General features: G+C 57.7%; 22 protein-coding genes and 2 rRNA genes. 12 read left to right on the top strand and 12 right to left on the bottom strand.

From position 1 onward, the window contains the following. The first annotated feature begins 363 nt into the window (after positions 1-363). The gene (locus VM554_00625; GenBank protein HVJ06865.1) at positions 364-1146 is read left to right on the top strand and encodes a GvpL/GvpF family gas vesicle protein; all 783 of its coding nucleotides are present in this window, start codon (positions 364-366) and stop codon (positions 1144-1146) included. Positions 1147-1230: 84 nt separating this feature from the next. Here VM554_00625 and pgsA read toward each other — a convergent pair whose 3' ends face one another. Together pgsA and VM554_00615 are read right to left on the bottom strand one after the other, a co-directional pair. Next, entirely contained in the window at positions 1231-1890 is a 660-nt protein-coding gene (gene pgsA / locus VM554_00620) for a CDP-diacylglycerol--glycerol-3-phosphate 3-phosphatidyltransferase (GenBank protein ID HVJ06864.1), read from the bottom strand. A gap of 266 nt (positions 1891-2156) precedes the next feature. Then, positions 2157-3422 carry a Glu/Leu/Phe/Val dehydrogenase gene (locus VM554_00615; protein HVJ06863.1) on the bottom strand — a complete coding sequence of 422 codons (1266 nt, stop codon included), beginning with the start codon at positions 3420-3422 and terminating at the stop codon, positions 2157-2159. A 565-nt stretch (positions 3423-3987) separates the two neighbouring features. On the opposite strand from VM554_00615, the gene trpE reads away from it, so the two are divergent. Continuing rightward, positions 3988-5499, top strand: a complete 1512-nt coding sequence (gene trpE / locus VM554_00610) for an anthranilate synthase component I (GenBank protein ID HVJ06862.1) — start codon at positions 3988-3990, stop codon at positions 5497-5499. A gap of 306 nt (positions 5500-5805) precedes the next feature. Here trpE and VM554_00605 read toward each other — a convergent pair whose 3' ends face one another. Next, positions 5806-6423, bottom strand: a complete 618-nt coding sequence (locus VM554_00605) for a DUF998 domain-containing protein (GenBank protein ID HVJ06861.1) — start codon at positions 6421-6423, stop codon at positions 5806-5808. Positions 6424-6652: 229 nt separating this feature from the next. On the opposite strand from VM554_00605, the gene VM554_00600 reads away from it, so the two are divergent. From VM554_00600 to VM554_00590, 3 genes are all read left to right on the top strand, one after another. Continuing rightward, the gene (locus VM554_00600) at positions 6653-8197 is read left to right on the top strand and encodes an alkaline phosphatase family protein (protein ID HVJ06860.1); all 1545 of its coding nucleotides are present in this window, start codon (positions 6653-6655) and stop codon (positions 8195-8197) included. Between the two features lie 85 nt (positions 8198-8282). Further along, the gene (locus tag VM554_00595; GenBank protein ID HVJ06859.1) at positions 8283-8858 is read left to right on the top strand and encodes an aminodeoxychorismate/anthranilate synthase component II; all 576 of its coding nucleotides are present in this window, start codon (positions 8283-8285) and stop codon (positions 8856-8858) included. Between the two features lie 52 nt (positions 8859-8910). Further along, complete coding sequence (locus tag VM554_00590) at positions 8911-9921, top strand: hypothetical protein (GenBank protein HVJ06858.1); 1011 nt, start codon at positions 8911-8913, stop codon at positions 9919-9921. A gap of 72 nt (positions 9922-9993) precedes the next feature. Here VM554_00590 and VM554_00585 read toward each other — a convergent pair whose 3' ends face one another. Further along, positions 9994-10263 (bottom strand): hypothetical protein, encoded by a 270-nt coding sequence (locus VM554_00585; protein ID HVJ06857.1) that lies wholly within the window; start codon positions 10261-10263, stop codon positions 9994-9996. A gap of 62 nt (positions 10264-10325) precedes the next feature. Here VM554_00585 and efp point away from each other — a divergent pair, with 62 nt between their 5' ends. The 3 genes from efp (at position 10326) to VM554_00570 (ending at position 11940) form a co-directional block, all read left to right on the top strand. Next, positions 10326-10886, top strand: a complete 561-nt coding sequence (efp, locus tag VM554_00580; protein HVJ06856.1) for an elongation factor P — start codon at positions 10326-10328, stop codon at positions 10884-10886. Positions 10887-11061: 175 nt separating this feature from the next. Then, positions 11062-11343: an acylphosphatase gene (locus VM554_00575; GenBank protein ID HVJ06855.1), complete on the top strand. Its 282-nt coding sequence runs from the start codon at positions 11062-11064 to the stop codon at positions 11341-11343. Positions 11344-11346: 3 nt separating this feature from the next. Then, positions 11347-11940 (top strand): adenine phosphoribosyltransferase, encoded by a 594-nt coding sequence (locus VM554_00570; protein ID HVJ06854.1) that lies wholly within the window; start codon positions 11347-11349, stop codon positions 11938-11940. Positions 11941-12268: 328 nt separating this feature from the next. Here VM554_00570 and VM554_00565 read toward each other — a convergent pair whose 3' ends face one another. The 3 genes from VM554_00565 to VM554_00555 all read right to left on the bottom strand — a co-directional run bounded on the left by VM554_00565 (position 12269) and on the right by VM554_00555 (position 13627). Next, the gene (locus VM554_00565; GenBank protein HVJ06853.1) at positions 12269-12766 is read right to left on the bottom strand and encodes a ferritin-like domain-containing protein; all 498 of its coding nucleotides are present in this window, start codon (positions 12764-12766) and stop codon (positions 12269-12271) included. A 189-nt stretch (positions 12767-12955) separates the two neighbouring features. Beyond that, positions 12956-13222: a hypothetical protein gene (locus VM554_00560; protein ID HVJ06852.1), complete on the bottom strand. Its 267-nt coding sequence runs from the start codon at positions 13220-13222 to the stop codon at positions 12956-12958. A 27-nt stretch (positions 13223-13249) separates the two neighbouring features. Beyond that, complete coding sequence (locus tag VM554_00555; protein HVJ06851.1) at positions 13250-13627, bottom strand: hypothetical protein; 378 nt, start codon at positions 13625-13627, stop codon at positions 13250-13252. Between the two features lie 257 nt (positions 13628-13884). On the opposite strand from VM554_00555, the gene VM554_00550 reads away from it, so the two are divergent. The 4 genes from VM554_00550 (at position 13885) to VM554_00535 (ending at position 16408) form a co-directional block, all read left to right on the top strand. After that, positions 13885-14256 carry a TraR/DksA family transcriptional regulator gene (locus tag VM554_00550; protein ID HVJ06850.1) on the top strand — a complete coding sequence of 124 codons (372 nt, stop codon included), beginning with the start codon at positions 13885-13887 and terminating at the stop codon, positions 14254-14256. A 162-nt stretch (positions 14257-14418) separates the two neighbouring features. Further along, positions 14419-15141 carry a tetratricopeptide repeat protein gene (locus VM554_00545; GenBank protein ID HVJ06849.1) on the top strand — a complete coding sequence of 241 codons (723 nt, stop codon included), beginning with the start codon at positions 14419-14421 and terminating at the stop codon, positions 15139-15141. A 131-nt stretch (positions 15142-15272) separates the two neighbouring features. Further along, positions 15273-15857, top strand: coding sequence for an RNA polymerase sigma factor (locus tag VM554_00540; protein HVJ06848.1), 585 nt, complete (start codon positions 15273-15275; stop codon positions 15855-15857). Continuing rightward, a complete protein-coding gene (locus VM554_00535; GenBank protein ID HVJ06847.1) occupies positions 15854-16408 on the top strand; it encodes a hypothetical protein in 555 nt (184 codons plus the stop codon). Before VM554_00540 ends, VM554_00535 begins: the two co-directional genes overlap by 4 nt. A 50-nt stretch (positions 16409-16458) precedes the next feature. Here VM554_00535 and VM554_00530 read toward each other — a convergent pair whose 3' ends face one another. From VM554_00530 to VM554_00510, 5 genes are all read right to left on the bottom strand, one after another. Further along, positions 16459-16806: a phage holin family protein gene (locus VM554_00530; protein ID HVJ06846.1), complete on the bottom strand. Its 348-nt coding sequence runs from the start codon at positions 16804-16806 to the stop codon at positions 16459-16461. Positions 16807-17032: 226 nt separating this feature from the next. Further along, positions 17033-17515 (bottom strand): hypothetical protein, encoded by a 483-nt coding sequence (locus tag VM554_00525; protein ID HVJ06845.1) that lies wholly within the window; start codon positions 17513-17515, stop codon positions 17033-17035. An 85-nt stretch (positions 17516-17600) separates the two neighbouring features. Further along, positions 17601-17975 carry a hypothetical protein gene (locus VM554_00520; GenBank protein ID HVJ06844.1) on the bottom strand — a complete coding sequence of 125 codons (375 nt, stop codon included), beginning with the start codon at positions 17973-17975 and terminating at the stop codon, positions 17601-17603. Between the two features lie 392 nt (positions 17976-18367). Further along, a 5S ribosomal RNA gene (gene rrf, locus VM554_00515) occupies positions 18368-18484 on the bottom strand. A gap of 150 nt (positions 18485-18634) precedes the next feature. Further along, positions 18635-21585: ribosomal RNA gene (locus VM554_00510) — 23S ribosomal RNA — on the bottom strand. Positions 21586-21699 lie beyond the last annotated feature (114 nt).

Here is a 21699-nt window from a genome sequence, read left to right as displayed (position 1 = left end):
TCCAAGACGCTCCCATTGCGACGAGCCTGGCCCTCCGCAGAACCTTCGCCACTCCAAATTTCACAAAATAAAAGGCTTATTGGCGGTAGCGATGCTGCTGCGAGGTCAAAAAGCCGTCGCTCCCTGCCGATTCCGGCCGCAGGATTCACCCGCCGAGGTAAACCGATTTCCTGTGAAGCGAAAGCGCGGTATCTAGTGGCCAATATTTGAGATTGCCACTTGTTAGTGTGCGGGACTACTATTTGCGGTAGTTCGGCGCAGTCTGCTTAAGTGGACGCGCTCAGAAGCCTGTAATGAAGTCGTTCCCCAAGAACAAAGTAGTAAAAACAGTTCGGGAATCTCCCGGACGTGGAGTGACTCTCTATGGCATGGTATGCCTATTGTATTGGTGAAAAACAGTCCTTTCCTGAATTAGCCCGGCACCGTAAGCCTATACCTTTTGCATCTGTTACAGGTGTTTCCGGAAATCAGGTTTTTCTTTATCCCGCCAGTGATCTAGCCCTTATCGTCAGCGAGCACAATCCAGAAGAGCAGTATGACCAGAAAGCTGGAGTAGATCATGCTCGCGTCATCGCCGACTGCTTCAAGCTATCGACGGTTCTTCCCTTCCGCTTCGGAACCGTTTTCCACGACGACGAAGCGCTGAGACGGTCCATCCGTTCCAACCAAAGGCAATTTCTCGCGAATATGGAAAGGCTTCGCGGAAAGGCCGAGATGCACTTGAAGGTAGTAGTGGACGATTCCTGCCGCGAGATAACACGGCCGGTGGCGCAGGACTGCGTAGGCAAGGAATACCTGACCAGTCTGCGCGAGAACGCAACCCGCCAACGGGAACGCCAGACCAAGGCACGCGCGATTTCCGTGCAATTGCATCGCATGTTCGCGCCCCTGGATGAGGAGATTTCCTGCCGTCGGATCGATACCGGGAAGATGTTGCTCGACATCGCCCACCTGATCGACTCGAAATCCGTGGAACGCTACCAGAACAAGTACGTCAGCGCTATGCAGATCCTGAAGGATTGCAAACTGCAACTCTCCGGCCCCTGGCCACCTTACCACTTTGTCCACAAGCTGATCCGGCCCTGCCATCAGCCTGTCGCGGCTGCACCGGTCGCGGTGACTCGTGAGGTTGCGGCAATTGTCTGACACCCCCGCAGCCGGCCTGTAAAGAGAAAGCCCCTGCCAAAGGGGCTTTTTTATTAAGGGAGCAGCGTCTTCAAGATCAATCCACTAAAGGTTTTTTGCGGTGGCCGGAATCTCTTTTTTGCGTCGGCTGAGGACAAAGCTGGACTTGCGGCGCGTATCCGCCGAGGCATGATCGATCTTCTTCCAGAAGGCTACAAAGTAATCTACGGCGGAGATGATGGAGACCAACACCATGAAGTAGATCGCGACGATCGCGGTCCACTCGACGGGAAGAATGAACCAGCCGAAGTGCCACTCAAACCAGCCATGCGCCAGGATGGCAGCGACAACTGAGACGATCTGGATAACGGTCTTCAACTTGCCCAGGTCGCTGGCTTCGATGGTGAAGCCCTCGGTAGTCGCAATTGATCGCAACCCGCTCACCAGAAACTCCCGCCCGATCACCAGAACCGCAATCCACGGCTTGACGATGTGCGGATTGTAGGCCACAAGGCAGATAAAAGCGGCGGAGACCATCAGCTTGTCTGCCACCGGATCGAGCAGCATACCCATGGTCGTGATCTGGCCTCGTCGCCGGGCAAGATAGCCATCCACTCCATCCGTGATGGAGGCCAGGATAAAGACGATTGAAGCACAGATTTCCTGCTCGCCATGTCCCCGGAAAGGAAAGACGGGCGACAACATCCAGATAAGCACTGGCACCGAGAAGATGCGGCTCATCGTGATGGAATTTGGCAGGTTCACAGCTCAGCTCTGAGGGAGATTTAGGCCCCCGGGTCGGGGGTCGATACGCCTTTATTATGCACTATCAAGATGAGCGCCGTGCGAATTGGCTTTCGTAACCTTACCTCGTGGAAGCATCGCCCGCCGCTCCACAAAAGGGTGCGGTACTTCACTTCGCGCACGGATCGGCGCGCGGCTGGGAAAAGCCGCACCCCGTTATCCGGCTGCATCTCATCCTTGCACCTGAGCTCTTTACACATCCGGCCACAGCAGGCCGCAAACCATCGCTATGCGTAAAAGCCCCGCTGCTTAATCGTAGAAGCGACGCGATCGATGGACAGCATGTACGCGGCAATACGATTATTCACGCCGTGCGCTTCCGCATAGCGCAACACATCGTCGAAGCTGGCTGCCAGAATCGCTTCCAGTTGATCGTTAATAGTCGCCTCCTTCCAGAAATATCCTTGCCGATCCTGCACCCATTCAAAATAGGACGCCGTGACTCCGCCGGCATTCGCCAGAATGTCGGGAATCACGAATATCTTCTTATCGGCGAGAATTTCGTCTGCCACCGCGGTGGTTGGCCCATTCGCGCCTTCGCAGACAATGCGCGCCTTGATGCGATCCGCATTGCGGCTGGTGATGACATTCTCCGTTGCGGCGGGGATCAGGATGTCGCAGTCGGCGATGATCAGCTCCTGAGAATCGAAGGGCTCCGCACCCTTGAATCCCAGAACGCTGCCGTTTCGTCTGCGGTAATCCATCAGCATTCCGACATCGATGCCGTTGGGGTTGTACAGGCCGCCGTCATATTCGGCGATGCCGACGATTTTGTAGCCCTTGTCGGCGATCAGCTTGGCTGCGTTGGACCCCACATTTCCGAAGCCCTGGATGATGACCCTGCAGCCTTCGCGGGGAAGATGCAGGTATTTAAGAGCCTCATCGCAAACGACGCTGATGCCGCGTCCGGTGGCTTCGCGGCGTCCACGCGATCCGCCAAGGCTGAGCGGCTTGCCGGTCACGACGCTGGTCACCGTCTGGCGCATGTGCATGGAGTAGGTGTCCATGATCCAGGCCATCGTCTGCTCATTGGTGTTCATATCGGGGGCGGGAACGTCTTTTTCCGGTCCCAGGAACTCGATCAGCTCCGAAGTGTAGCGGCGTGTCATCCGCTCCAACTCTCCCTGGGACATCTTCTTCGGATCGCAGATCACTCCCCCCTTGGCACCACCAAAGGGAATATTCACCACAGCGCACTTCCAGGTCATCCAGCTTGCGAGCGCGCGTACTTCATCCAGCGTCACATCGGGAGAGTAGCGGATGCCGCCTTTGCAGGGGCCACGAGCGATGGAATGCTGCACGCGAAAACCGGTAAAGACCTCCACGCGGCCGTCATCCATGCTGATGGGAAAGTGAACGATAATCTCTCGCGACGGGTAGCGAAGCACCTTCCAAAGCCCTTCGTCGAGGTTGAGTTTACGAGCGGCAAAATCAAATCGAGCAGCCTGTGCTTCCCAGGGATTGATCTCCTGCTCGAGGGTCATGGTTGCCATAAACAAATTCTCCAGGTTTCGGGTTCACTTGTGGACCGAACATCCCTCGATGGCGAATCGTCGCAATCGCCGAGATGAGCGGCAGGAACTAGACTCACACGAAACATCCTCACTTTCGCGCCGGACTTTGCGGTCTCTATCGCATTTTCCGGCAGGGTTTGACGAGGGCCAGCCACCCTCGGGCCAAACTCACAGAGTATAGGCCCGCCAGAGAAAACAGAGCAACAAGGTAAATCCCTGGATCCTGCCACAAACGGGTCACTCTTGAGGTACCGGACGAACTGTACCCAACGCGGAAATGAGCCATGCAGTCCACGCCATCGCCGCTCCTCATAGACGCAACGGATATTAGATATGCCGGAGACTCCCCGGGTGAGCCACGGGAATTGGAGCAGATCAAAAAGCATCATCCGCCGCGATTCCTTTTCGATCCTGTCGATAGAACATGCCACAGAATCCGTCTCTTTCCCACGGACCACGCGAGTGCAATCCCTGCTGCATGATTGGCATCCCGAGGAAGGAGCGTCTTTTGGATTGCGCTGGACCGTTGTAACATTGGCTCCAGATGCAGCACAGCAATTTCATCCATCCAACACGCACGGATTTTCTGCGCCTCGCTCGTACGCACACCCTGGTTCCTGTCTATCGCACCCTGACGGCAGACCTGGAGACGCCGGTTTCCGCCTTTCTGCGCATCGCCGCGGACGAGCCGAATTGCTTTCTGCTGGAGTCAGTGGAAGGCGGCGAGAAGGTGGGCCGCTACACCTTCATTGGAATCCGGCCATTCCGCAAGATGGTTTCGTACGGCACCTCGGTGCGGATTACAGAGGGCAAGCGTACCCGTACCGTTGAGGGCGATATCTTCGAGTTGCTCAAGGAATCGTTGAGCGGCCACAAGCCGGCGAGAATCAGCGCGCTGCCTCCCTTCACGGCGGGCGCGGTCGGCTTTTTCTCCTATGACGTCGTGCGCCAGATTGAGAAATTGCCTTCGCTCGCGGAAGACGACCTGGGGCTGCCCGATGCCTGCTTCCTGTTCTTCGACGAGGTGCTGGCATTCGATCATGTGAAGAAACAAATTCTGCTGGTGGTGACGGCGGATCTGACCCGCACGAAGCCGCTGGCGGCATATGCCCAGGCCATCACACGTCTGAAGCGGCTGGAGCGCAGCCTGGCCAGGCCTTTGCCACGGGCGCCGCGCACCCGCTCGAAGGGCAAGCTCAAGATTGTTCATCGCACGCCGAAGAAGCAGTTCCTCTCCGCGATCGCGAAAACGAAAGAATATATTGCGGCAGGCGACATCTTTCAGGCCGTGCTTTCGCAGCGCTTTGACGTGCAGCCGGATGTGGACCCTTTCTCGGTGTATCGCTCGCTGCGCATCGTCAATCCCTCTCCTTACATGTACTTCCTGCGGCTCGATCTCAATGGGAAAGCCGGAAAGGCTGCGCAGCCGACCCATATTCTGGGCTCGTCGCCAGAGCTGCTTGTGCGCGTGCATGACCGTACCGTCGAGTATCGGCCAATTGCCGGAACACGTCCGCGATCCGAGGAAGAAGAGGAGGACCGCCGCATTGAGGCGGAGATGCTGGGCGACGAGAAGGAATGCGCCGAGCACGTCATGCTGGTGGACCTGGGGCGCAACGATGTCGGCCGCGTCAGCGAGTACGGCAGCGTCAAAGTAAAGGACCTGATGTTTGTCGAGCGCTACTCCCACGTGATGCACATGGTGAGCAGCATCGAAGGCGAGCTGCGCCGGGACCTGACACCGGTCGACGCCTTCCGCGCATGCTTTCCCGCGGGGACTCTCTCCGGCGCGCCCAAGATCCGCGCGATGGAGATCATCGAAGAACTGGAGCCGACGCGGCGCGGCGTCTACGGCGGCGCGATCCTCTATGCCGACTACTCCGGCAACCTCGACTCCTGCATCGCCATCCGCTCGATGCTGCTGCAGGGGAAGAAGGGGTATATCCAGGCCGGAGCCGGAATCGTCGCCGACTCCTCCCCGGAGAATGAGTACCAGGAATCCGTCAATAAGGCCCAGGCCGTAGTGCGAGCTATTGAGCGGGCGCGCGGCAACTAGATTAAGAAATAGTAACTGCTACAGATACAAAAACAACATACGGGGCGCGGGCAGAGCACACTCTCTCCCCGCGCTTTCTTTTGCTGACCGGCGCATTAGGTCCACTGCGCAGAGCTCTCTGCCAGAGATACCGGGTTAGAAGTCGCCGCCATCGGAGTTGTGGTTATGGCCTGAGTTGTGGGTAGCCCAGAGGATGAGCGTAAAGAAGACGGCGAACAGCGAAAGAATCACGGTAATAGCCATATCTCTTCTCCATTCAGCGCTGTGGTCGCTCAGACCGGAGGCGATTGCGCGTGTGAACGCGTCCTAGTCACTCGACTGTACCAGAGCATACCCTGCCACCCCGATCGGTACAAATACCAGCAACGCAAATAACCGCCGCATCGTTCCTTCCGCAAAAATCGGAGCCACCCTGTGCATCATCATCGGCAAAATCAATCCGAGCGCGACGATGTTACAAAGCAGATATGTCCTTAGAGTAGCGCCCTGCCACCATAAGGCGATCAGCAACAGCAGTGGCGCAATGAGGATCACTGGCATTAGAAATTGCCACGAAGCGTGCCGTGGATCGGGCATAGGAAACATTCCGGCCTTCAATGAAAGGACGCCATTGGCTACAACGGATAGTGCTACAAGCGCCGCCAGCGCCGTCCAGGTCTTTGTCTTTAAGGCCTGGAAAAGCCCAAGCGCTCCGGCCAATCCAGCCACTCCGGTCAGCACCGCCCCCAGGTTGAATATCCAGGGATGCTGAGAGTCCGTCGTTCCCAGCATGCTCGCCGTGTCCCGCGAGAAGCTATATCCCGGGTAATAGGGCGCGGCAACCAACTGCGTCCCAAAGTACACAACGGGCATAGCGATGGCTGCGTACAACGCCCATTTCGTCGCCTGCCGGAAAGTGGCAGGGTACAAGCGCAGATTTTCCATTTCCTCTCATACGCAACTGCCCGTGGGAAGTTCCCGTAATTCGATAGTTGCAATTGGCATGGGTTCGTGTGCATTTCACGAGGTTTCTCCATGTGGGGTTCCGCAATTCTATTTATTCACTATGTATTAACAACATTGAAAACATGGAGAACCTAGAGTTCCATCTGGCTGACCTGCGCAGAAGATCTTCGCGGGCTGCATCGCTTCTTCAGAAAAAGGAGTTTTCCCCATGATGGTGCCCTTTTCTTCCTGGAAACAGATCGCTTCCGCCGCAGCCCTCGGAGCTATGCTCCTAGCCGCGGCTCACACGCCGGCGCTGGCAGACGAGAACGAGTCCGGCGCTTCAACTGAGGTCAAGCACGTGCTGGTGCTGAGCTTCGATGGGCTGCACGCCATCGATCTTGCCAACTACATCCAGTCTCACCCGGCGTCGGCGTTCGCCGATCTGGCGCGGCATGGGGTTCGCTACTCCAATGCCTCTACTTCGAAGCCTTCCGATAGCTTCCCCGGAATTCTTGCGCCTCTGACCGGCGGTTCGCCGAACTCAACCGGTGTCTGGTATGACGACGCTTATGACCGCAAGTACTCCCCGCCGCTGGTGGATGCCGATGGCAATCCCCTGGGCGACAAGAACTGCACGGTGATCGGCACCGAAGTCGTAATGGACGAAAGCATCGATAAGAACATGAATGCCATCGATGGCGGTGGCGGCATCAACGAAGACCGCTTGCCCCGCGATCCGGCGAATGGCTGCGCGCCCGTCTATCCCTGGCAGTACAGCCGCGTAAACAACGTGTTTGAGGTGGTCAAGGCGCACGGCGGATTGACGGCATGGTCCGACAAGCATGTGGGTGCCTACACAATCCTCTATGGCCCCAGCGGCAAAGGTCTGGACGAGTATTACAGCCCGGAGGTTGCAGCCAACAACTCCATCGCGACCTCCAGCGTGGACGAGTGCATCAAGTACGACGATCTGAAGCGCGATGCGGTGCTGAACTGGATTCGCGGCTACGACTACACCGGCAAGAACTGGGTGGGTGTGCCGACTGTTTTCGGATCGAACTTCCAGGAGATCAGCGTCGGCCAGAAGGTGATCAACGGCGGCTACATCGACGAAATTGGAACGCCGAGCGCGGAGCTGGGCAAAGCGCTGGCGCACGCAGACAGCGATCTGGGGATGTTCATCAATGCCCTGAAGACACAGGGAATTTACCAGAACACGGCGATCATCCTCGCGACCAAGCACGGCCAGAGCCCGATCGATAAGAGCCGCCTGCAAACGAGGAACACCGGGGTCAAGGTTCCGGGCAGCTTCCTCGGCAGCACCGTTGCGCAGGAGACGACCGACGATATTTCGCTCATCTGGCTGACCGACGCGAGCCAGACGGAAACCGACGCCGATATCCTGCAACAGAACCAGGCAGCCATCCACGCGGAGAAGATCTACTCCGGCAACACGCTTCAGTTGATGTTCAACGACCCCAGCAAGGACAGCCGCACGCCGGACATCATCGTGCAGCCGGAACTGGGCGTTATCTACACCAAGAGCACGTCGAAGATCGCCGAGCATGGCGGCTTTTCACTCGACGATACGAGCATTGGCCTGCTGGTCTCGTACCCCGGACTTGCGCCGCGGGTGATCAAGGAAGCCGTCGATACCCGCCAGGTAGCGCCGACGATCCTGCGTTCGCTGGGCCTGAACCCTTATGAATTGAAGGCGGTGCAGATGGAGAGCACTCCATCGCTGCCGGGACTCTCGCATCTGTACCACTGAGCCCGTTTCCCGAGGGCGATACGCGGGCGGCCAACCAGCCGCCCGTTTTGCGTTTCCGGGCTCTCGCCGCGCTACACTGAAGGGGATGGTCTTCGTCCTCGACAATTACGATTCGTTTACCTACAACCTTGTGCAGTACATGGGGGAGATGGGCGCTGAGATGGTCATCCGCCGTAACGATGAGTTGACGGTGGAGGACGTAGAAGCGCTCGCGCCGGAGCGCATCCTGCTGTCGCCAGGACCGTGCACTCCGCAGGAGGCGGGCATCAGCATTCCGCTCATCCGTCACTTTGCCGGCAAGGTTCCGATTCTTGGGGTGTGCCTGGGGCATCAGGCGATTGGCGCTGCCTTCGGGGGCAAGGTGGTTCGCGCTCCGCAATTAATGCACGGCAAGACCAGCGAAGTGGAGCACGACAGCAGAACAATCTTCGCCGGAATCCCCAGCCCGATGACCTGCACCCGGTACCACTCGCTGATTGTGGCAGAAGAAGGATTGCCTGCTGAGCTGGAGATCTCCGCACGCACGGCATCGCCGGATGGCAGCTCGATCATCATGGGCCTGCGCCATCGCAAATATCCGGTGGAGGGAGTGCAGTTCCACCCGGAGAGCGTGCTGACGGCAAACGGCAAGCAGTTGATCCGAAATTTTCTGGAGCTATGACGTCTTCGTGAAGCGATAGGGAGCGACAGGAAGCGATAGGAGCAATAGTCCATTGCATATTTCGCGAGCATGCATGCTTGGAGCACTAGCTGCTGCCTCCTCTTTACTCGGAGAGGCGCAGCAGCCTATTGGCCGCACGACGGCGCGCGAGGTCAAGGTCTCCGGCGCGATGGATATGCATGCAGGCGAGATGCTGCTGGGCAACGGCAGCACGGTTTCCGCAGGCGAGGACACCGTCACAATCTCCCTCACGCGCGGCGGCGAGCTTCGTCTGTGCCCGACGACGACTGTGCACCTCTCCAAAGACAGCAGCGTGGAAAAAGCAGACTCGTCAGCCCTGATGATGGCCCTGGATCGCGGCGCGCTGGAGGCAAACTACATCACCGGCAAGTATTCCGATGTGCTGATGACTCCCGACTTCCGCATCCTGCTCTCGGGCCCGGGAACGGCCAACGTGAGTGTGCGGGTGAATACCAAGGGCGACACCTGCGTGGACAATCATGGCGACAGCGCTCCCTACGTGACCGTGAGCAGCCTGTTCGATAACGGGGTATATCGCGTACAGCCCAACCAGCGGGTATTGTTCGAGCATGGCAGCCTGCGCGACGTGGTGGACAACGAAAAGGAAGCCTGTGGGTGTCCCCCAGAGGTTTCGCTCGCCAGCGCCGGAACCAGCAGCGACACACCGGCAACTCCGGGCGCACGCGTGGGAGGTCCCTCGTCCACACCGGCGGATACAGCGTTTCCCCTGGCCGTCAGCGAGGGCCTGGCCGCACCTCCCGCCAAAGCAGCACCGCCAACCGGAGAAGTGCATGCAATGGTTACAGTTCCTCTGACCTATAACGGCACTACAGGCAAGGCGGGCGATCCGGCAGACCTGGCAGCCGCAGGCGCGGCGGGAGCGGAGACGCAGCCACCGGGTACAGGATTGGTGGCAACCCCCGTCGAGTCCAAGACAACGGAGACGGCCCGGGCCGTTGCTCCGGAAAAGAAGTCGCCCGCGGAAAATGGCGGCTTCTTCCATCGTGTCGGCCACTTCTTCTCGCACATCTTCGGCAAGTAGGCGCTTCCGCGAAGAGGCCGTACCTACGCGTTCCCCCTACGCGAGAAGATATGGGCCGGGCCTGCGATGAAGCTAGTCGGCCCGCTTGCCGCTCACTCGCCGGGGCTTCGGCTTGCTCTTGCCACTGAGATTGAGCGCCACAGCAGCGCAGATGAGTTCCTTCAAGGCCGCCTCATCGACCTTGTCGTCCTCCTGGATGTCGATGGCGCGCCTGACATTCCCGTCCAGGCTGGAGCTGCGCCCGACGTAACCTGCAACCTCCGTAAGTGGGAAGCCTCTTCGGGTTCGATAGCTCTGCGATACAATCAAGATTGGGCCATAGGTCCCCCTGAGAGCAGACACATTCCCTGCTGTGGACCGGCATTCGAATCCTAAGAGCAGCAAAATCAAGGAGCTTTCTTTTTATGGCGATTCCCGCCACACAAATGCGTCCGGGCATGATCATCAAGCACAACAACCAACTCCACCTGGTTTTTTCCGTGGAGCACCGGACCCCCGGAAACCTGCGCGCCTTTATCCAGGCCAAGCTGCGCAACCTGCGCACTGGAGCCATGTTCGAGCACCGCTTCCGTTCGCCTGACCCCATCGAGCGCGTGATCGTCGACGAAGTCGCCATGGAGTTTCTCTACGCGGATGGCGAAGACTACTACTTCATGAATCCGGAGAACTACGAGCAGACGCCGCTGAAGCACGCCACGCTCGGCGATGCGGTCGAGTACCTGATTCCGAATCTGCAGATCAAAGTCTCGTTCATCGATGGCGTCGCCGTCGGCGTCGAGTTGCCGCAGACAGTGGAGCTGAAGGTCATTGAGACTGAGCCTGGGTTGAAATCGGCAACGGCGTCCTCCGTGACCAAGCCTGCAAAGCTCGAAACCGGCCTGGTCGTGCAGGTGCCACCGTTCATCAACGAGGGCGAGACGATCCGCGTGGATACTGCGGAAGGCGCCTACATGTCGCGCGCGTAGAGCCGGTCTGCGAGACTCCGTCAGAGGTCCCGCTCCGGGACCTCTTTCTCTTTCTCCTGGATTGCAGCCAGCGCTGGGTTGCAGGCAGCCGCGGTTTGCTTGCGTGGAGCGCGAGCATCTGCAACACTGACAAAGTTTTCGGAAACACGATACTGAGCTTCACTGAACTGCTTTTATGGTCCGTCGATTTCTCATACAGGGACGAGTGCAGGGCGTCGGCTTTCGCTGGTTTGTTCACCGGGAAGCTGGTGCGCTTGGCCTGCGCGGCTGGGTAAAGAACACCGAGGACGGCGACGTGGAAGTTGTCGCCGCGGGCAGTCATGAAGAACTCTCCGCACTGCGATCGGCGCTGCACCGCGGGTCACGCGGCAGCCGTGTCGATCGAGTGATAGAGCAGCCGCTTTCCGACGAGGAAGCCAAGGGACTTGGTTCGTTTCAGATTGAAGGAGCGTGGTAACGAATGAGCAAAGATAGCCAGACGAAATTATCGAGTGCGGATCCCGTGATCGATGCAGAGTTCAACGACATTGATTGTGGACCGCTGAAGAAGCTGGTGCGAACCGTTCCGGATTTCCCCAAGCCGGGAATCCTCTTTTACGACATCACCACGCTGTTGAAGGACAAGAAGGGCTTTGCGGAGCTCATCGATGCGCTGGCCGCGCACTACATCGGCAAGGAGATTGACCTGGTGCTGGGCATTGAGGCGCGTGGTTTTATCTTTGGTCCCGCGTTGGCCTACCGGCTGAATGCCGGATTTGTGCCGGTACGCAAGCCACGCAAGCTGCCGGCATCGACCGCGCGCGTCACCTACGATCTGGAGTATGGCAGCGACTCGCTGGAGATTCACCTCGACGCGATCGCACCGGGAGAGCGTGTGGTGATTGTCGATGATCTGCTGGCCACTGGCGGCACCATGGAGGCCACGGTGAAGCTGGTACGCCAGCTAGGCGGCCAGATCGCAGGACTGGGCTTTGCCGTCGAACTGGACTTCCTGAAAGGCCGCGACCGCTTCCCGGACTTTGACGTCTTCAGCCTGCTGCACTATGACGAATAACTCCGCGGACGAATAACTCCGCCGAAGCATAACTCCACAGGCGCGCGGCTCTTCCTGGCGAAGAGCCGCGCCGACGCCCGAAGAAATCAAGCGGCGCGCGCACCACGCAGAAAATGGAAGATTAGAGACACGACGGCAAGAATGAGCAGTATGTGAATCAGGAATCCCGCAGTGTGAAACATCAGAAATCCGCCTATCCATAGCAACAACAAAAGAATTCCGAGTCCAAGAAACATATACGTTTCTCCCTTCTTAAAAAACTAAATCTCGTTCAAGGCGAGCACCGGATTCAGGGGGCAGGCTTCCATTTACCCTGCCCATTGCGGTCCTATGCTGCCCGATTGTTCGCTTCCACGTTGATCCTGATGGCGACCTGGCCGAACCGTGCATCGGCCGCCTTTTCCTCCTGGAGCGTCTCCTCCAGAAGCTCGACGGCATTCTCGTCGCCGAGCAGTTCTGCATGGGTGCGAACTGTTCCGTAACCCGATATCTCGTAGTGCTCCACGCGCTGCGCGGCGGAGATAAGCCCTGCATCCATCACGTCCGGCTCGGCATCCTCGTCCATCCACTCGTCGGCTTCCTTCAGGAGTCCCTTCATCCCCTCGCACGTCCTGCCCTTCGGAGTTGCGCCAACGATGGCAAAGATCTGTTCAAGCCGCTGAACCTGCTCTTCGGTTTCATGCAGATGGCTTTGAAATGCTTCTTTCAGATGTACATTGTTTGCCGCGCGCACCATCCTTGGCAGCGCCTTGAGGCTCTGCGTCTCTGCGGAGTACAGATCCCTGAGCTCCTCGACATACAACTCTTTTAAAGTATCGATCTTCATCGCGCTCCCTCCATCCCCACGCATTGACTAGACTCCCGCGATCGATAGCAGCGCAGTCTTTGAGAAGTTCAGAGCCCGGAGACGCCGTGGGCGCCTCTCCCTGCTGTTGCAGCAGGTAAGAGCGTGTAAGGTGGGAATCTGTTGCCCGTATGACGGAAGAAAGACAGGCGTAAGGAGAGAACCGAGCGATCAGCTCGCAAGCTCGGTGATGCGAAGTGTTTCCTGGTGTTTGAGATACCCCTTGCGGCGAAACCAGTCTTCCATTGCGGAGTTCAGGCGGTCCAGCGGAACATGGTAGCCCGCTTCCAGCAGCCCATCCCCGGCGGGCAGGGTGTCGTCGAAGATGGCATCGTTGGTGAAGTTGCGCATCGCGAAGTTGTCAATCCATTGAATCGGACAAAGGGAGAGAGCACCGGTACCATCGACCTTCTCCACTCGAAGGCGGCGCGCAAACATCGCTTCTCCCATCCGCTGGCTTGCGCGTTAGCTGAGGACCGGGAGGGTCGGCAGCCAGTGCGTCTGCTGCAGTTCCGCCAGCACGGCGTCCAGATGCTCCAGCACTTCCTCCACGCTCATCGTGTACATCTCGCGTGTGCTATCGAAGCCCTGTTCAACCACGGCTTTCAAATAGCGGCCGGCAATCTGCGCAGCCAGGCCATCGGTGATCACCTTGCCGGTGCGCCTTTTCTGCTCTACCCAGGCTTGATTCGGCATGGCGATCCACATAGGCCTACCGTTCACGTCAAAGCGGATATCGACAGCGTCGGCATGGCGGGTCGCAATCGCCACAACCGTGCCCTTCCAGGTGCAATGAAGGTCTTCGCCAGTCCAACGGTCGGTTACGTGAAAGTCTTCGTACATGACATCTCTAGCCTAACGGTCCGAACCCCGTACCGCAAGCCCGGATGCTGAAATCCCCGGGTGCGCCTTCCCATATTCCGGGGAAAGTGCCTGCTGTCATCCTGATCGAAACGAAGGATCTGCTCGAATGATTCCGGGAATTCGTCAGGAAATATCTTGCCGCCAAGACAAATGAGAGGCAGCTTTCTGCGTCCAAGGTTAAGAGTCAGCCATGGCTCAAGTAAATCGGCCGCGTAGTGTTCCATAAGGAGGTCCAAGTGCCGACACCCCCCCGATCCCTCCAGAAATTTGAGACCAGATTACGCCAGCAAGCGGAAACCCTGGAGAACGCCGCTCTCCTGCTGCTGGCGCAAGGCCGCGAAGTTCAACCCCTGATAACTCCGGACATGGCCGACCAGGCTGTTCTTTCCTATGAGAAAGAGATGTTGTTCAGCCAGGGCACTCAGGGACGCTCCCACCTGATGCTTGTCCAAAAGGCGCTGGACCGAATTGCCAATGGAACCTTCGGCGATTGCGTGAACTGCGGCAAGGCTATTGGGCAGAAGCGCCTGGAGGCGTTGCCCTGGACGCCGCGGTGCATCGACTGCCAGGAGCGGATCGAACGCGGGGAACTGGACGCGGCGGCCTAGGTTTACTGGAGGCTTGTCCATGATTCCGCCCTGGGGCTGACTCGCCACACGCGGTTTGACCAGCGAAACCGCGCGCTGCTACACTTTTGCTATCTCTACGCAGACCCAGTACAGCTGTGCTCGACTGCGAGCTCCCGCCCATAAGGAATCTGAAGGAAATCCGTGGATACACAGACACGTCACGCACTGAAGCAGGACAGTTTTGTACAGGCCACCACCAGCGGCATCGGCTGGGCACAGGTCCATCGCAACCAGATCCTGAGGATCGCCCTGCCCACGGTAGTGGCGCTGATCGTCATCGTCGCCGGAATCGCTGTCTACAACCAGCGCTCGGAGGCAGCGGATATCGCTCTGGGCAAAGGGCTGACAACCTATAGCGCGCCCCTGCGCCAGGCAGGTATGCCGGAAGCCATGGCTGCCAGCTCGTTCGCTACCGCGGCGGATCGCGCGAAGGCTGCGAACAAGCAGTTTGTAGAGGCGGCAGACCGCTACGGCTGGCTCGCGGCGGGCAAGAATGCCCTCTACTTCGCCGGGGTTACCTATATCGAGATGGGCCAGACGGCAGATGCGGAAAAGGCCCTGAAGAAGACCGCCGACTCCAGCGATAGCAACCTGGCCTCTCTTGGCAAGCTGGCGCTGGCTGGCCTGTACCGGCAGACGAACCGGGATTCCGAAGCGATCAGCCTGTACAAGGAGCTCATCGCCAAGCCCACCGTAGCCGTTCCGGCAGCAACCGCCCAGTTGCAACTGGCGAGCCTGTACGAGACCACGCAACCGGAAGAAGCCAAGAAGATCTACGCCGAACTGAAGGATAAGGATAAGACCGGAGCCGCCGGACAGATCGCGGCAGCGAAGTTGAACGGACCTGCTCCGGCCGCGCGCTAGTTGGCAAGAGCTCTGAGGCAGCCCGTACCGGCGACCGCTGGTGCGGGCTTTTCTTACAGCAGAGGCCTGAACGCTCTTGGATATTTCGAGCGTTTTGGCCAACTTCAACGTCTTAAAAGGTAGCCGGATCTATGAGCATATCGGAGGCACAAGCCGCGAGTTGGGTAGGCACATCGGCCCTCCCCGCTGCGTCATCGGCGGCAGCAGACACCTCGACGATGATTAGTGCGCTGGTTGAGGAATACTCCGCCTCGCTCTATCGCGTCGCCTACTCCGTCAGCCGCAATGCAGCCGAGGCAGAAGATGCGGTCCAGGAGACCTTTCTGCGGGTACTGCGCCATCAGGAGCAGTTGGGCGAGATTCGTGACCTCCGCGTCTGGCTGGTTCGCATCACCTGGAATGTCGTGCTGGACCGGAAGCGCCGCACCAAGACCCGGCCCGAAACTGAGGATATTGCCGATCTCGCGCATATGCTGCCCGCTGACGGTCTGAAGGCGGATGAACGCGTCATCGCTGCGCAACAGCATGCTCATGTGCTGGCGTTGATTGAGCGGCTGCCCCGGAAAGAGCGCGAGGTGCTGCTGCTTTCAGCCTTCGAGGAACTATCGACTCCGCAGATCGCTGCGGTGGTGGGAACAACGGACTCCTCGGTTCGCTCCCGGCTGTTCCGCGCACGCCGCCTGCTGGCGGGATGGATGGAGAAGAATCGCACATGACGGATCCCGGCACAGGACGCAATCCGAACCCGCAGGAGCGCGGGGAACGAGCGTCTGTGTCCAAAACGGATATCAACAGCACCCTCCATCTCCTGCGCCAGGTACACGTGCCATCCGGACTGGAAGACCGCATCGAAGCCCGCTTGAACGCTGCGAAATCTCCTTACAGCTCAGCGAACATCCACTGGCCCTGGAACCGGATCGCCGCTTCGTTGCTGGTGGTTGGCCTTGCCGGGCTCGGTGTGGCAACCCACCGCTCCGGCGGAACTCCTGCAGCAACGCCCATACCCGTAGCACCCATTCCGTTGGCAGCTCATCATGCTGCCTCGTCCGGAATGGAGCCAGCCAACGCGATTCGCGTTCCCACGCGAGCAATTGGCCCCGTAAGGCTCAATGAGGGGCGCTCCGCTCGTCCCACAGGCATTGGGCGCCACACCATAGAGCGGCATGTCATCCTGCCCCACGGTGTCGCCGTGCCGCACCATCCCGCAGCCACTGACCCGAGCAGAGGAAGTGCGGGTCTCGCCCTGCAAGACTCCACAATCCCCTAGGCCTTCCCTACCTCAAGCTCGTGCCCGCAGGTTGCCGTAGATCAGGCGGACTACGCCGCCGCCCGGCTTGCGATGGCATGAAACAACATGCTGATCAGAGCCAAGGCAATGGCGCCAATCAGCGCCGGCAGAAAGCCGTGGATCGCAAAACCTGGTGTGAGCTTGCTGGCGAGGAGGAGGATGACCGCGTTGATAATCACCGAGAAGACGCCCAGCGTCAAAATATTGATCGGCAAGGTAATGAGTTTGAGCAGCAGCCCGATTGTGGCATTCAATAGGCCGATGATAACTACGGCCAGCAGGGCGTATCCAAAGCTCCTGACTTCAAAGCCAGGTACGAAGCGACTGACGATCAGCAACGCTATGGCACTCAGCAGCCAATGCAAAAGCAGCATCATGGAAACCTCCAGTATCCCTTCAGATATTGAGCGGCCTCTCCAGCCAATTAGTACCGGAGAGAAACCGGCAACCGGATCAGGCTTAATAGCCTAACCTAACCCGGGCAAACCTGCTGAAGATCCACACGTTTCCCCCAGGAACCGCTGTTTTCGTTGTTCCTCCAAACATAAATCGGCCACCACATAAATCTGTGGTGGCCGATTCGCTGCGAGTCTAATCGAGCTGCTATTGGGCCGGTGGCGCTGGCGGTGGTGTGCCGGGCGCCATCCCGCCTTCGTGATGCTGCTTCATTCGCTTTTCCATCATCTCGTGCTGGTGGTCCCTCATCTCCGCGAACTTCTTTTTCTGCTCGTCGTTCAGAACGGCTTCGATCTTGGAGTGAGTGTCCTCCTGGATCCTCTTCATCTTCGCCATCCTATCCTGCCGCGTCAGAGTGCTATCGGCATGCAGAGCTTCCATCTGCTGATTGCGGCTTTCGAGAATAGGCTTGATCTGGGTCTGCTGATCGGCGCTGAGATTCAATTTCTGGGTCATATGCGCGAGCTGTTTCGCAGGATCGGGAGGCTGCATCTGGTGGTGCGTGCCTGCCATAGGAGGTGGCGCCGCCTCCTGAGAAGCAGGTGCGTTGCTTTGTGCCAGAACGGCACTGGTCGAGGCCCCAAGAACGAGCAGGCTGGCCAGCGCGAAGCTAGTAGCGGATCTACGCATAAGGAATTCCTCCAACAGACGTATAGACGTGCTCCCCGGCAGGAAGTTCCGTCAGCCGGACAGATCTTCCAGACTCGCTTGGCTCTTATCGAATGGGAGGCATCTCGACCGGAGAGGAGCGGATCCCGCAGGGGAGAAGACCAATGGACCGGTCTTGCGGGTGGGGCAGGTAGGCGTATGCGAAAATCGCGCGGAACTCGCGATCTTCCGGATGGTTACACAACGCACAGCCGGGCTTGAATTCCAACGCAGGATTGTCGTGCGGCCCCTGCTCCCATTCCACCTGGGAGTGTGGCGGCACCCGGAGAAGCTGGCTCGCATCGATTCGCCTGGTGGCCCGGTATGCGAACATCCTGCCGTTGGGCGACATAGCATCGACCAGGGAACCGCCACCGCCCGCCGAGGCACGCCAGTACCAATGCTCACCGTCCCGAGTGAACCAGTGTGCACTGGTCGGCACCGGGCGCGCCAGCGTTATCGCATGATCAGTACCGTTCCAGAGACGAAAATGATAGCTGGGACCCGCACCCGGATGCGCCTCTGCTAGATAGCTGGCGGAAAGAGCAATATGGGAGCAGGGCGGAACCTGAGATTCCGCACGAATAGAGCTTGCCCCGCCGCCATGGGTGACAGAGAAGAAGAGAAGCAGCAGCGCAAATGCAGAAATTTTCCGGGGTAGACGATAGGAAATCACAAGCCTCAGCCTACCTGAAAACATGAAAATCCTGAATGGCTCCTTTGAGGAATTTCACCGTGAGATAGTACCAGGGACTTTAGGAAGCCGTGGGCAGAGTGTTTTGCGAGCGCAATAGAAAAGGCCATCCAGGTTGACTGGATGGCCTTTTAGATTAATGCCGGCGATCACCTAATCTCCCACACACTTACGCGTGCAGTACCATCGGCCCAACGAGGCTTAACTTCCGTGTTCGGGATGGGAACGGGTGTGACCCTCGCGGTATGGTCACCGGCAAACTTGAGAAGGGTGCTTGTACCCACAGGTACGCACCGTTCAACTCGATCTTTCACAACGAAACCGATTGGGCATGTTTCTCTTACTCATTACGCGGCTGTGTCTAGTTGAATGCTCTAGCGCGGCTTTTACTGCGCAGAGTTAATTCTATGGACAAGCCGAACGGGCGATTAGTACTGGTAAGCTACATGCATTACTGCACTTCAACCTCCAGCCTATCAACCAGGTGGTCTTCCTGGACCCTTCTTGACCCTTTTGGGTTGGGAGATCTCATCTTGGGGCGTGCTTCCCGCTTATATGCATTCAGCGGTTATCACAACCGAACTTCGCTACCCAGCCGTGCCCTTGGCAGGACAACTGGAACACAAGAGGTTCGTCCATCCCGGTCCTCTCGTACTAAGGACAGCCCCCCGCAAATCTCCTACGCCCACAGCAGATAGGGACCGAACTGTCTCGCGACGTTCTGAACCCAGCTCACGTACCGCTTTAATAGGCGAACAGCCTAACCCTTGGAACCTTCTACAGCTCCAGGATGCGATGAGCCGACATCGAGGTGCCAAACCGAAGCGTCGATATGAACTCTTGGCTTCGATCAGCCTGTTATCCCCGGCGTACCTTTTATCCGTTGAGCGATGGCCCTTCCATACAGAACCACCGGATCACTAAGGCCTGCTTTCGCATCTGCTCGACTTGTAGGTCTCACAGTTAACCACACTTATGCCTTTGCACTCGACGGCTGATTTCCAAACAGCCTGAGTGTAGCTTCGCGCGCCTCCGTTACAATTTAGGAGGCGACCGCCCCAGTCAAACTACCCGTCTTACTATGTCCCTCTCCCGGATCACGGGAGGAGGTTAGAATCACAGCACTCGCAGGGTGGTATCTCACCGTTGGCTCCACCAAGTCCGAGAACCTGGTATCAAAGCCTCCCACCTATCCTGCGCAGCAAGAACCATAATTCATAGTAAAAGTGTAGTAAAGGTGCACGGGGTCTTTCCGTCTAGCTGCGGGTAACCGGCATCTTCACCGGTACTACAAGTTCGCCGAGCAACTCGTTAAGACAGTCGTACGATCGTTACGCCATTCGTGCAGGTCGGAACTTACCCGACAAGGAATTTCGCTACCTTAGGACCGTTATAGTTACGGCCGCCGTTCACCGGGGCTTCAATTCAAAGCTTCGCCTTGCGGCTAACCTCTCCTTTTAACCTTCCGGCACCGGGCAGGCGTCAGCCCCTATACGTCGTTTTCGACTTAGCAGAGACCTGTGTTTTTGTTAAACAGTCGCCGTACGCGTTTCACTGCGGCCCCCTCGAGCTTGCACTCTACCGGGGCGCTCCTTCTCCCGAAGTTACGGAGCTAATTTGCCGAGTTCCTTAACAAGCTTTCACTCGAGCGCCTTTGGATATTCTCCTCGTCTACCTGTGTCGGTTTGTGGTACGGTTCCCATCCCCTCTCCTTAGAGGATTTTCTCGGCAGCGTGAACTCAGCAGCTTTCAGGCATACGCCCTACTGTTTTACGCCTCACTGTTAAGCCTGTCCGGATTTGCCTAGACAGACCAGCTTACGCGTATCAACCCTCATAGCCATAGGAGGGCCTGCTTATCCTTCTGCGTCTCCCCATCGTCAAACGATGGAATGGGAGCTCCGGAATATTAACCGGATGTCCATCGGCTACGCCTTTCGGCCTCACCTTAGGGACCGCCTAACCCTGAGCGGATTAACCTTCCTCAGGAAACCTTAGACTTTCGGCGTGAATGGTTCTCACATTCATTATCGCTACTTATGCCGGCAGGGTCTCTTCGCAACGCTCCACCAGTCTTCTCAGTCTGGCTTCATCGCTGTTGAGAATGCTCTCCTACCACGCACACCCGAAGGTGTGCATCCGCTGCTTCGGTATACAGTTTTAGCCCCGTTGTATTGTCGGCACCGGACCGCTTGACCAGTGAGCTATTACGCTTTCTTTAAAGGATGGCTGCTTCTAAGCCAACCTCCTGGCTGTCTGGGCGTTCCGACTTCCTTTCCCACTTAACTGTAATTTCGGGACCTTAGCAGGCGGTCTGGGCTGTTTCCCTCTCGACTATGAAGCTTAGCCCCCACAGTCTGACTGCCGTACTGGTTGTCACTGGCATTCGAAGTTTGGTTGGATTCAGTAAGCCGGAAAGCCCCCTAGTCCATCCAGATCTCTACCACCAATGCAAATCATACGACGCTAGCCCTAAAGCTATTTCGGAGAGAACGAGCTATCACGGAATTTGATTAGCCTTTCACCCCTACCCTCAGCTCATCCGAGCTTTTTTCAACAAACACCGGTTCGGTCCTCCAGTGGGTGTTACCCCACCTTCAACCTGGCCAAGGGTAGATCATCCCGCTTCGCGTCTATTCCTGCCAACTCAATCGCCCTATTCAGACTCGCTTTCGCTACGGCTCGCTCACGCTTAACCTTGCTGACAAGAATAACTAGCCGGCTCATTATGCAATAGGCACGCGGTCAGGCATTCCCTTGCGGGCATAGCCCTCCCACTGCTTGTAGGCACACGGTTTCAGGTACTTTGTACTCCCCTCACAGGGGTGCTTTTCACCTTTCCCTCACGGTACTGGTTCACTATCGGTCAGAAACGAGTATTTAGCCTTACGGGATGGTCCCCGTGGATTCAAGCAGGGTTTCACGTGCCCCGCCTTACTCAGGTATCCGCTTCGAGTCTGGATCATTTTCGTCTACGCGTCTGTCACGCTCTATGGATCCCCTTTCCAGAGGATTCGACTAACGACCAGATTGGTAACTCTACTGTTGCGGACCCTACAACCCCCGATACACCGAAATGCAACGGGTTTGGGCTATTCCGAGTTCGCTCGCCACTACTATCGGAATCGAGGTTTCTTTCTTTTCCTTCAGGTACTGAGATGGTTCACTTCCCTGAGTTCGCTCGTACCCGCCTATGTATTCAGCGGGCCGTACTATGGGTTTACCATAGTGGGTTTCCCCATTCGGAAATCTCCGGATCAACGCCTGTGTGCGGCTCCCCGAAGCTTATCGCAGCTTGCCACGTCCTTCTTCGCCTGTTTCTGCCAAGGCATCCACCGTGCGCCCTTAGTAGCTTGACCATAGAATTAACTCTTCGCAGGGAAGACCTCTAACTTGCAGAAGGCCTCCTGATTTGAGTCAACCTAATTTAAATCGCCGCTTGTGGAATCGTACTGGTCGAAACCAGTAGTCAT

The sequence above is a fragment of the Acidisarcina sp. genome (assembly GCA_035539175.1).
Taxonomy (GTDB): Bacteria; Acidobacteriota; Terriglobia; order Terriglobales; family Acidobacteriaceae; genus JANXZS01.
Note: the sequence above shows the minus strand (reverse complement) of the source record. Positions and strands in the feature narration are given on the sequence as shown.

Coding starts and splice junctions, on each gene's coding strand:
- efp (HVJ06856.1), top strand. CDS start 10,326: ATGGCGATTCCCGCCACACAAATGCGTCCGGGCATGATCATCAAGCAC.
- trpE (HVJ06862.1), top strand. CDS start 3,988: ATGCAGCACAGCAATTTCATCCATCCAACACGCACGGATTTTCTGCGC.
- VM554_00575 (HVJ06855.1), top strand. CDS start 11,062: ATGGTCCGTCGATTTCTCATACAGGGACGAGTGCAGGGCGTCGGCTTT.
- VM554_00560 (HVJ06852.1), bottom strand. CDS start 13,222: ATGTTTGCGCGCCGCCTTCGAGTGGAGAAGGTCGATGGTACCGGTGCT.
- VM554_00605 (HVJ06861.1), bottom strand. CDS start 6,423: ATGGAAAATCTGCGCTTGTACCCTGCCACTTTCCGGCAGGCGACGAAA.
- VM554_00565 (HVJ06853.1), bottom strand. CDS start 12,766: ATGAAGATCGATACTTTAAAAGAGTTGTATGTCGAGGAGCTCAGGGAT.
- VM554_00595 (HVJ06859.1), top strand. CDS start 8,283: ATGGTCTTCGTCCTCGACAATTACGATTCGTTTACCTACAACCTTGTG.
- VM554_00570 (HVJ06854.1), top strand. CDS start 11,347: ATGAGCAAAGATAGCCAGACGAAATTATCGAGTGCGGATCCCGTGATC.
- VM554_00615 (HVJ06863.1), bottom strand. CDS start 3,422: ATGGCAACCATGACCCTCGAGCAGGAGATCAATCCCTGGGAAGCACAG.
- VM554_00535 (HVJ06847.1), top strand. CDS start 15,854: ATGACGGATCCCGGCACAGGACGCAATCCGAACCCGCAGGAGCGCGGG.
- VM554_00600 (HVJ06860.1), top strand. CDS start 6,653: ATGATGGTGCCCTTTTCTTCCTGGAAACAGATCGCTTCCGCCGCAGCC.
- VM554_00525 (HVJ06845.1), bottom strand. CDS start 17,515: ATGCGTAGATCCGCTACTAGCTTCGCGCTGGCCAGCCTGCTCGTTCTT.
- VM554_00540 (HVJ06848.1), top strand. CDS start 15,273: ATGAGCATATCGGAGGCACAAGCCGCGAGTTGGGTAGGCACATCGGCC.
- VM554_00555 (HVJ06851.1), bottom strand. CDS start 13,627: ATGTACGAAGACTTTCACGTAACCGACCGTTGGACTGGCGAAGACCTT.
- VM554_00625 (HVJ06865.1), top strand. CDS start 364: ATGGCATGGTATGCCTATTGTATTGGTGAAAAACAGTCCTTTCCTGAA.
- VM554_00530 (HVJ06846.1), bottom strand. CDS start 16,806: ATGATGCTGCTTTTGCATTGGCTGCTGAGTGCCATAGCGTTGCTGATC.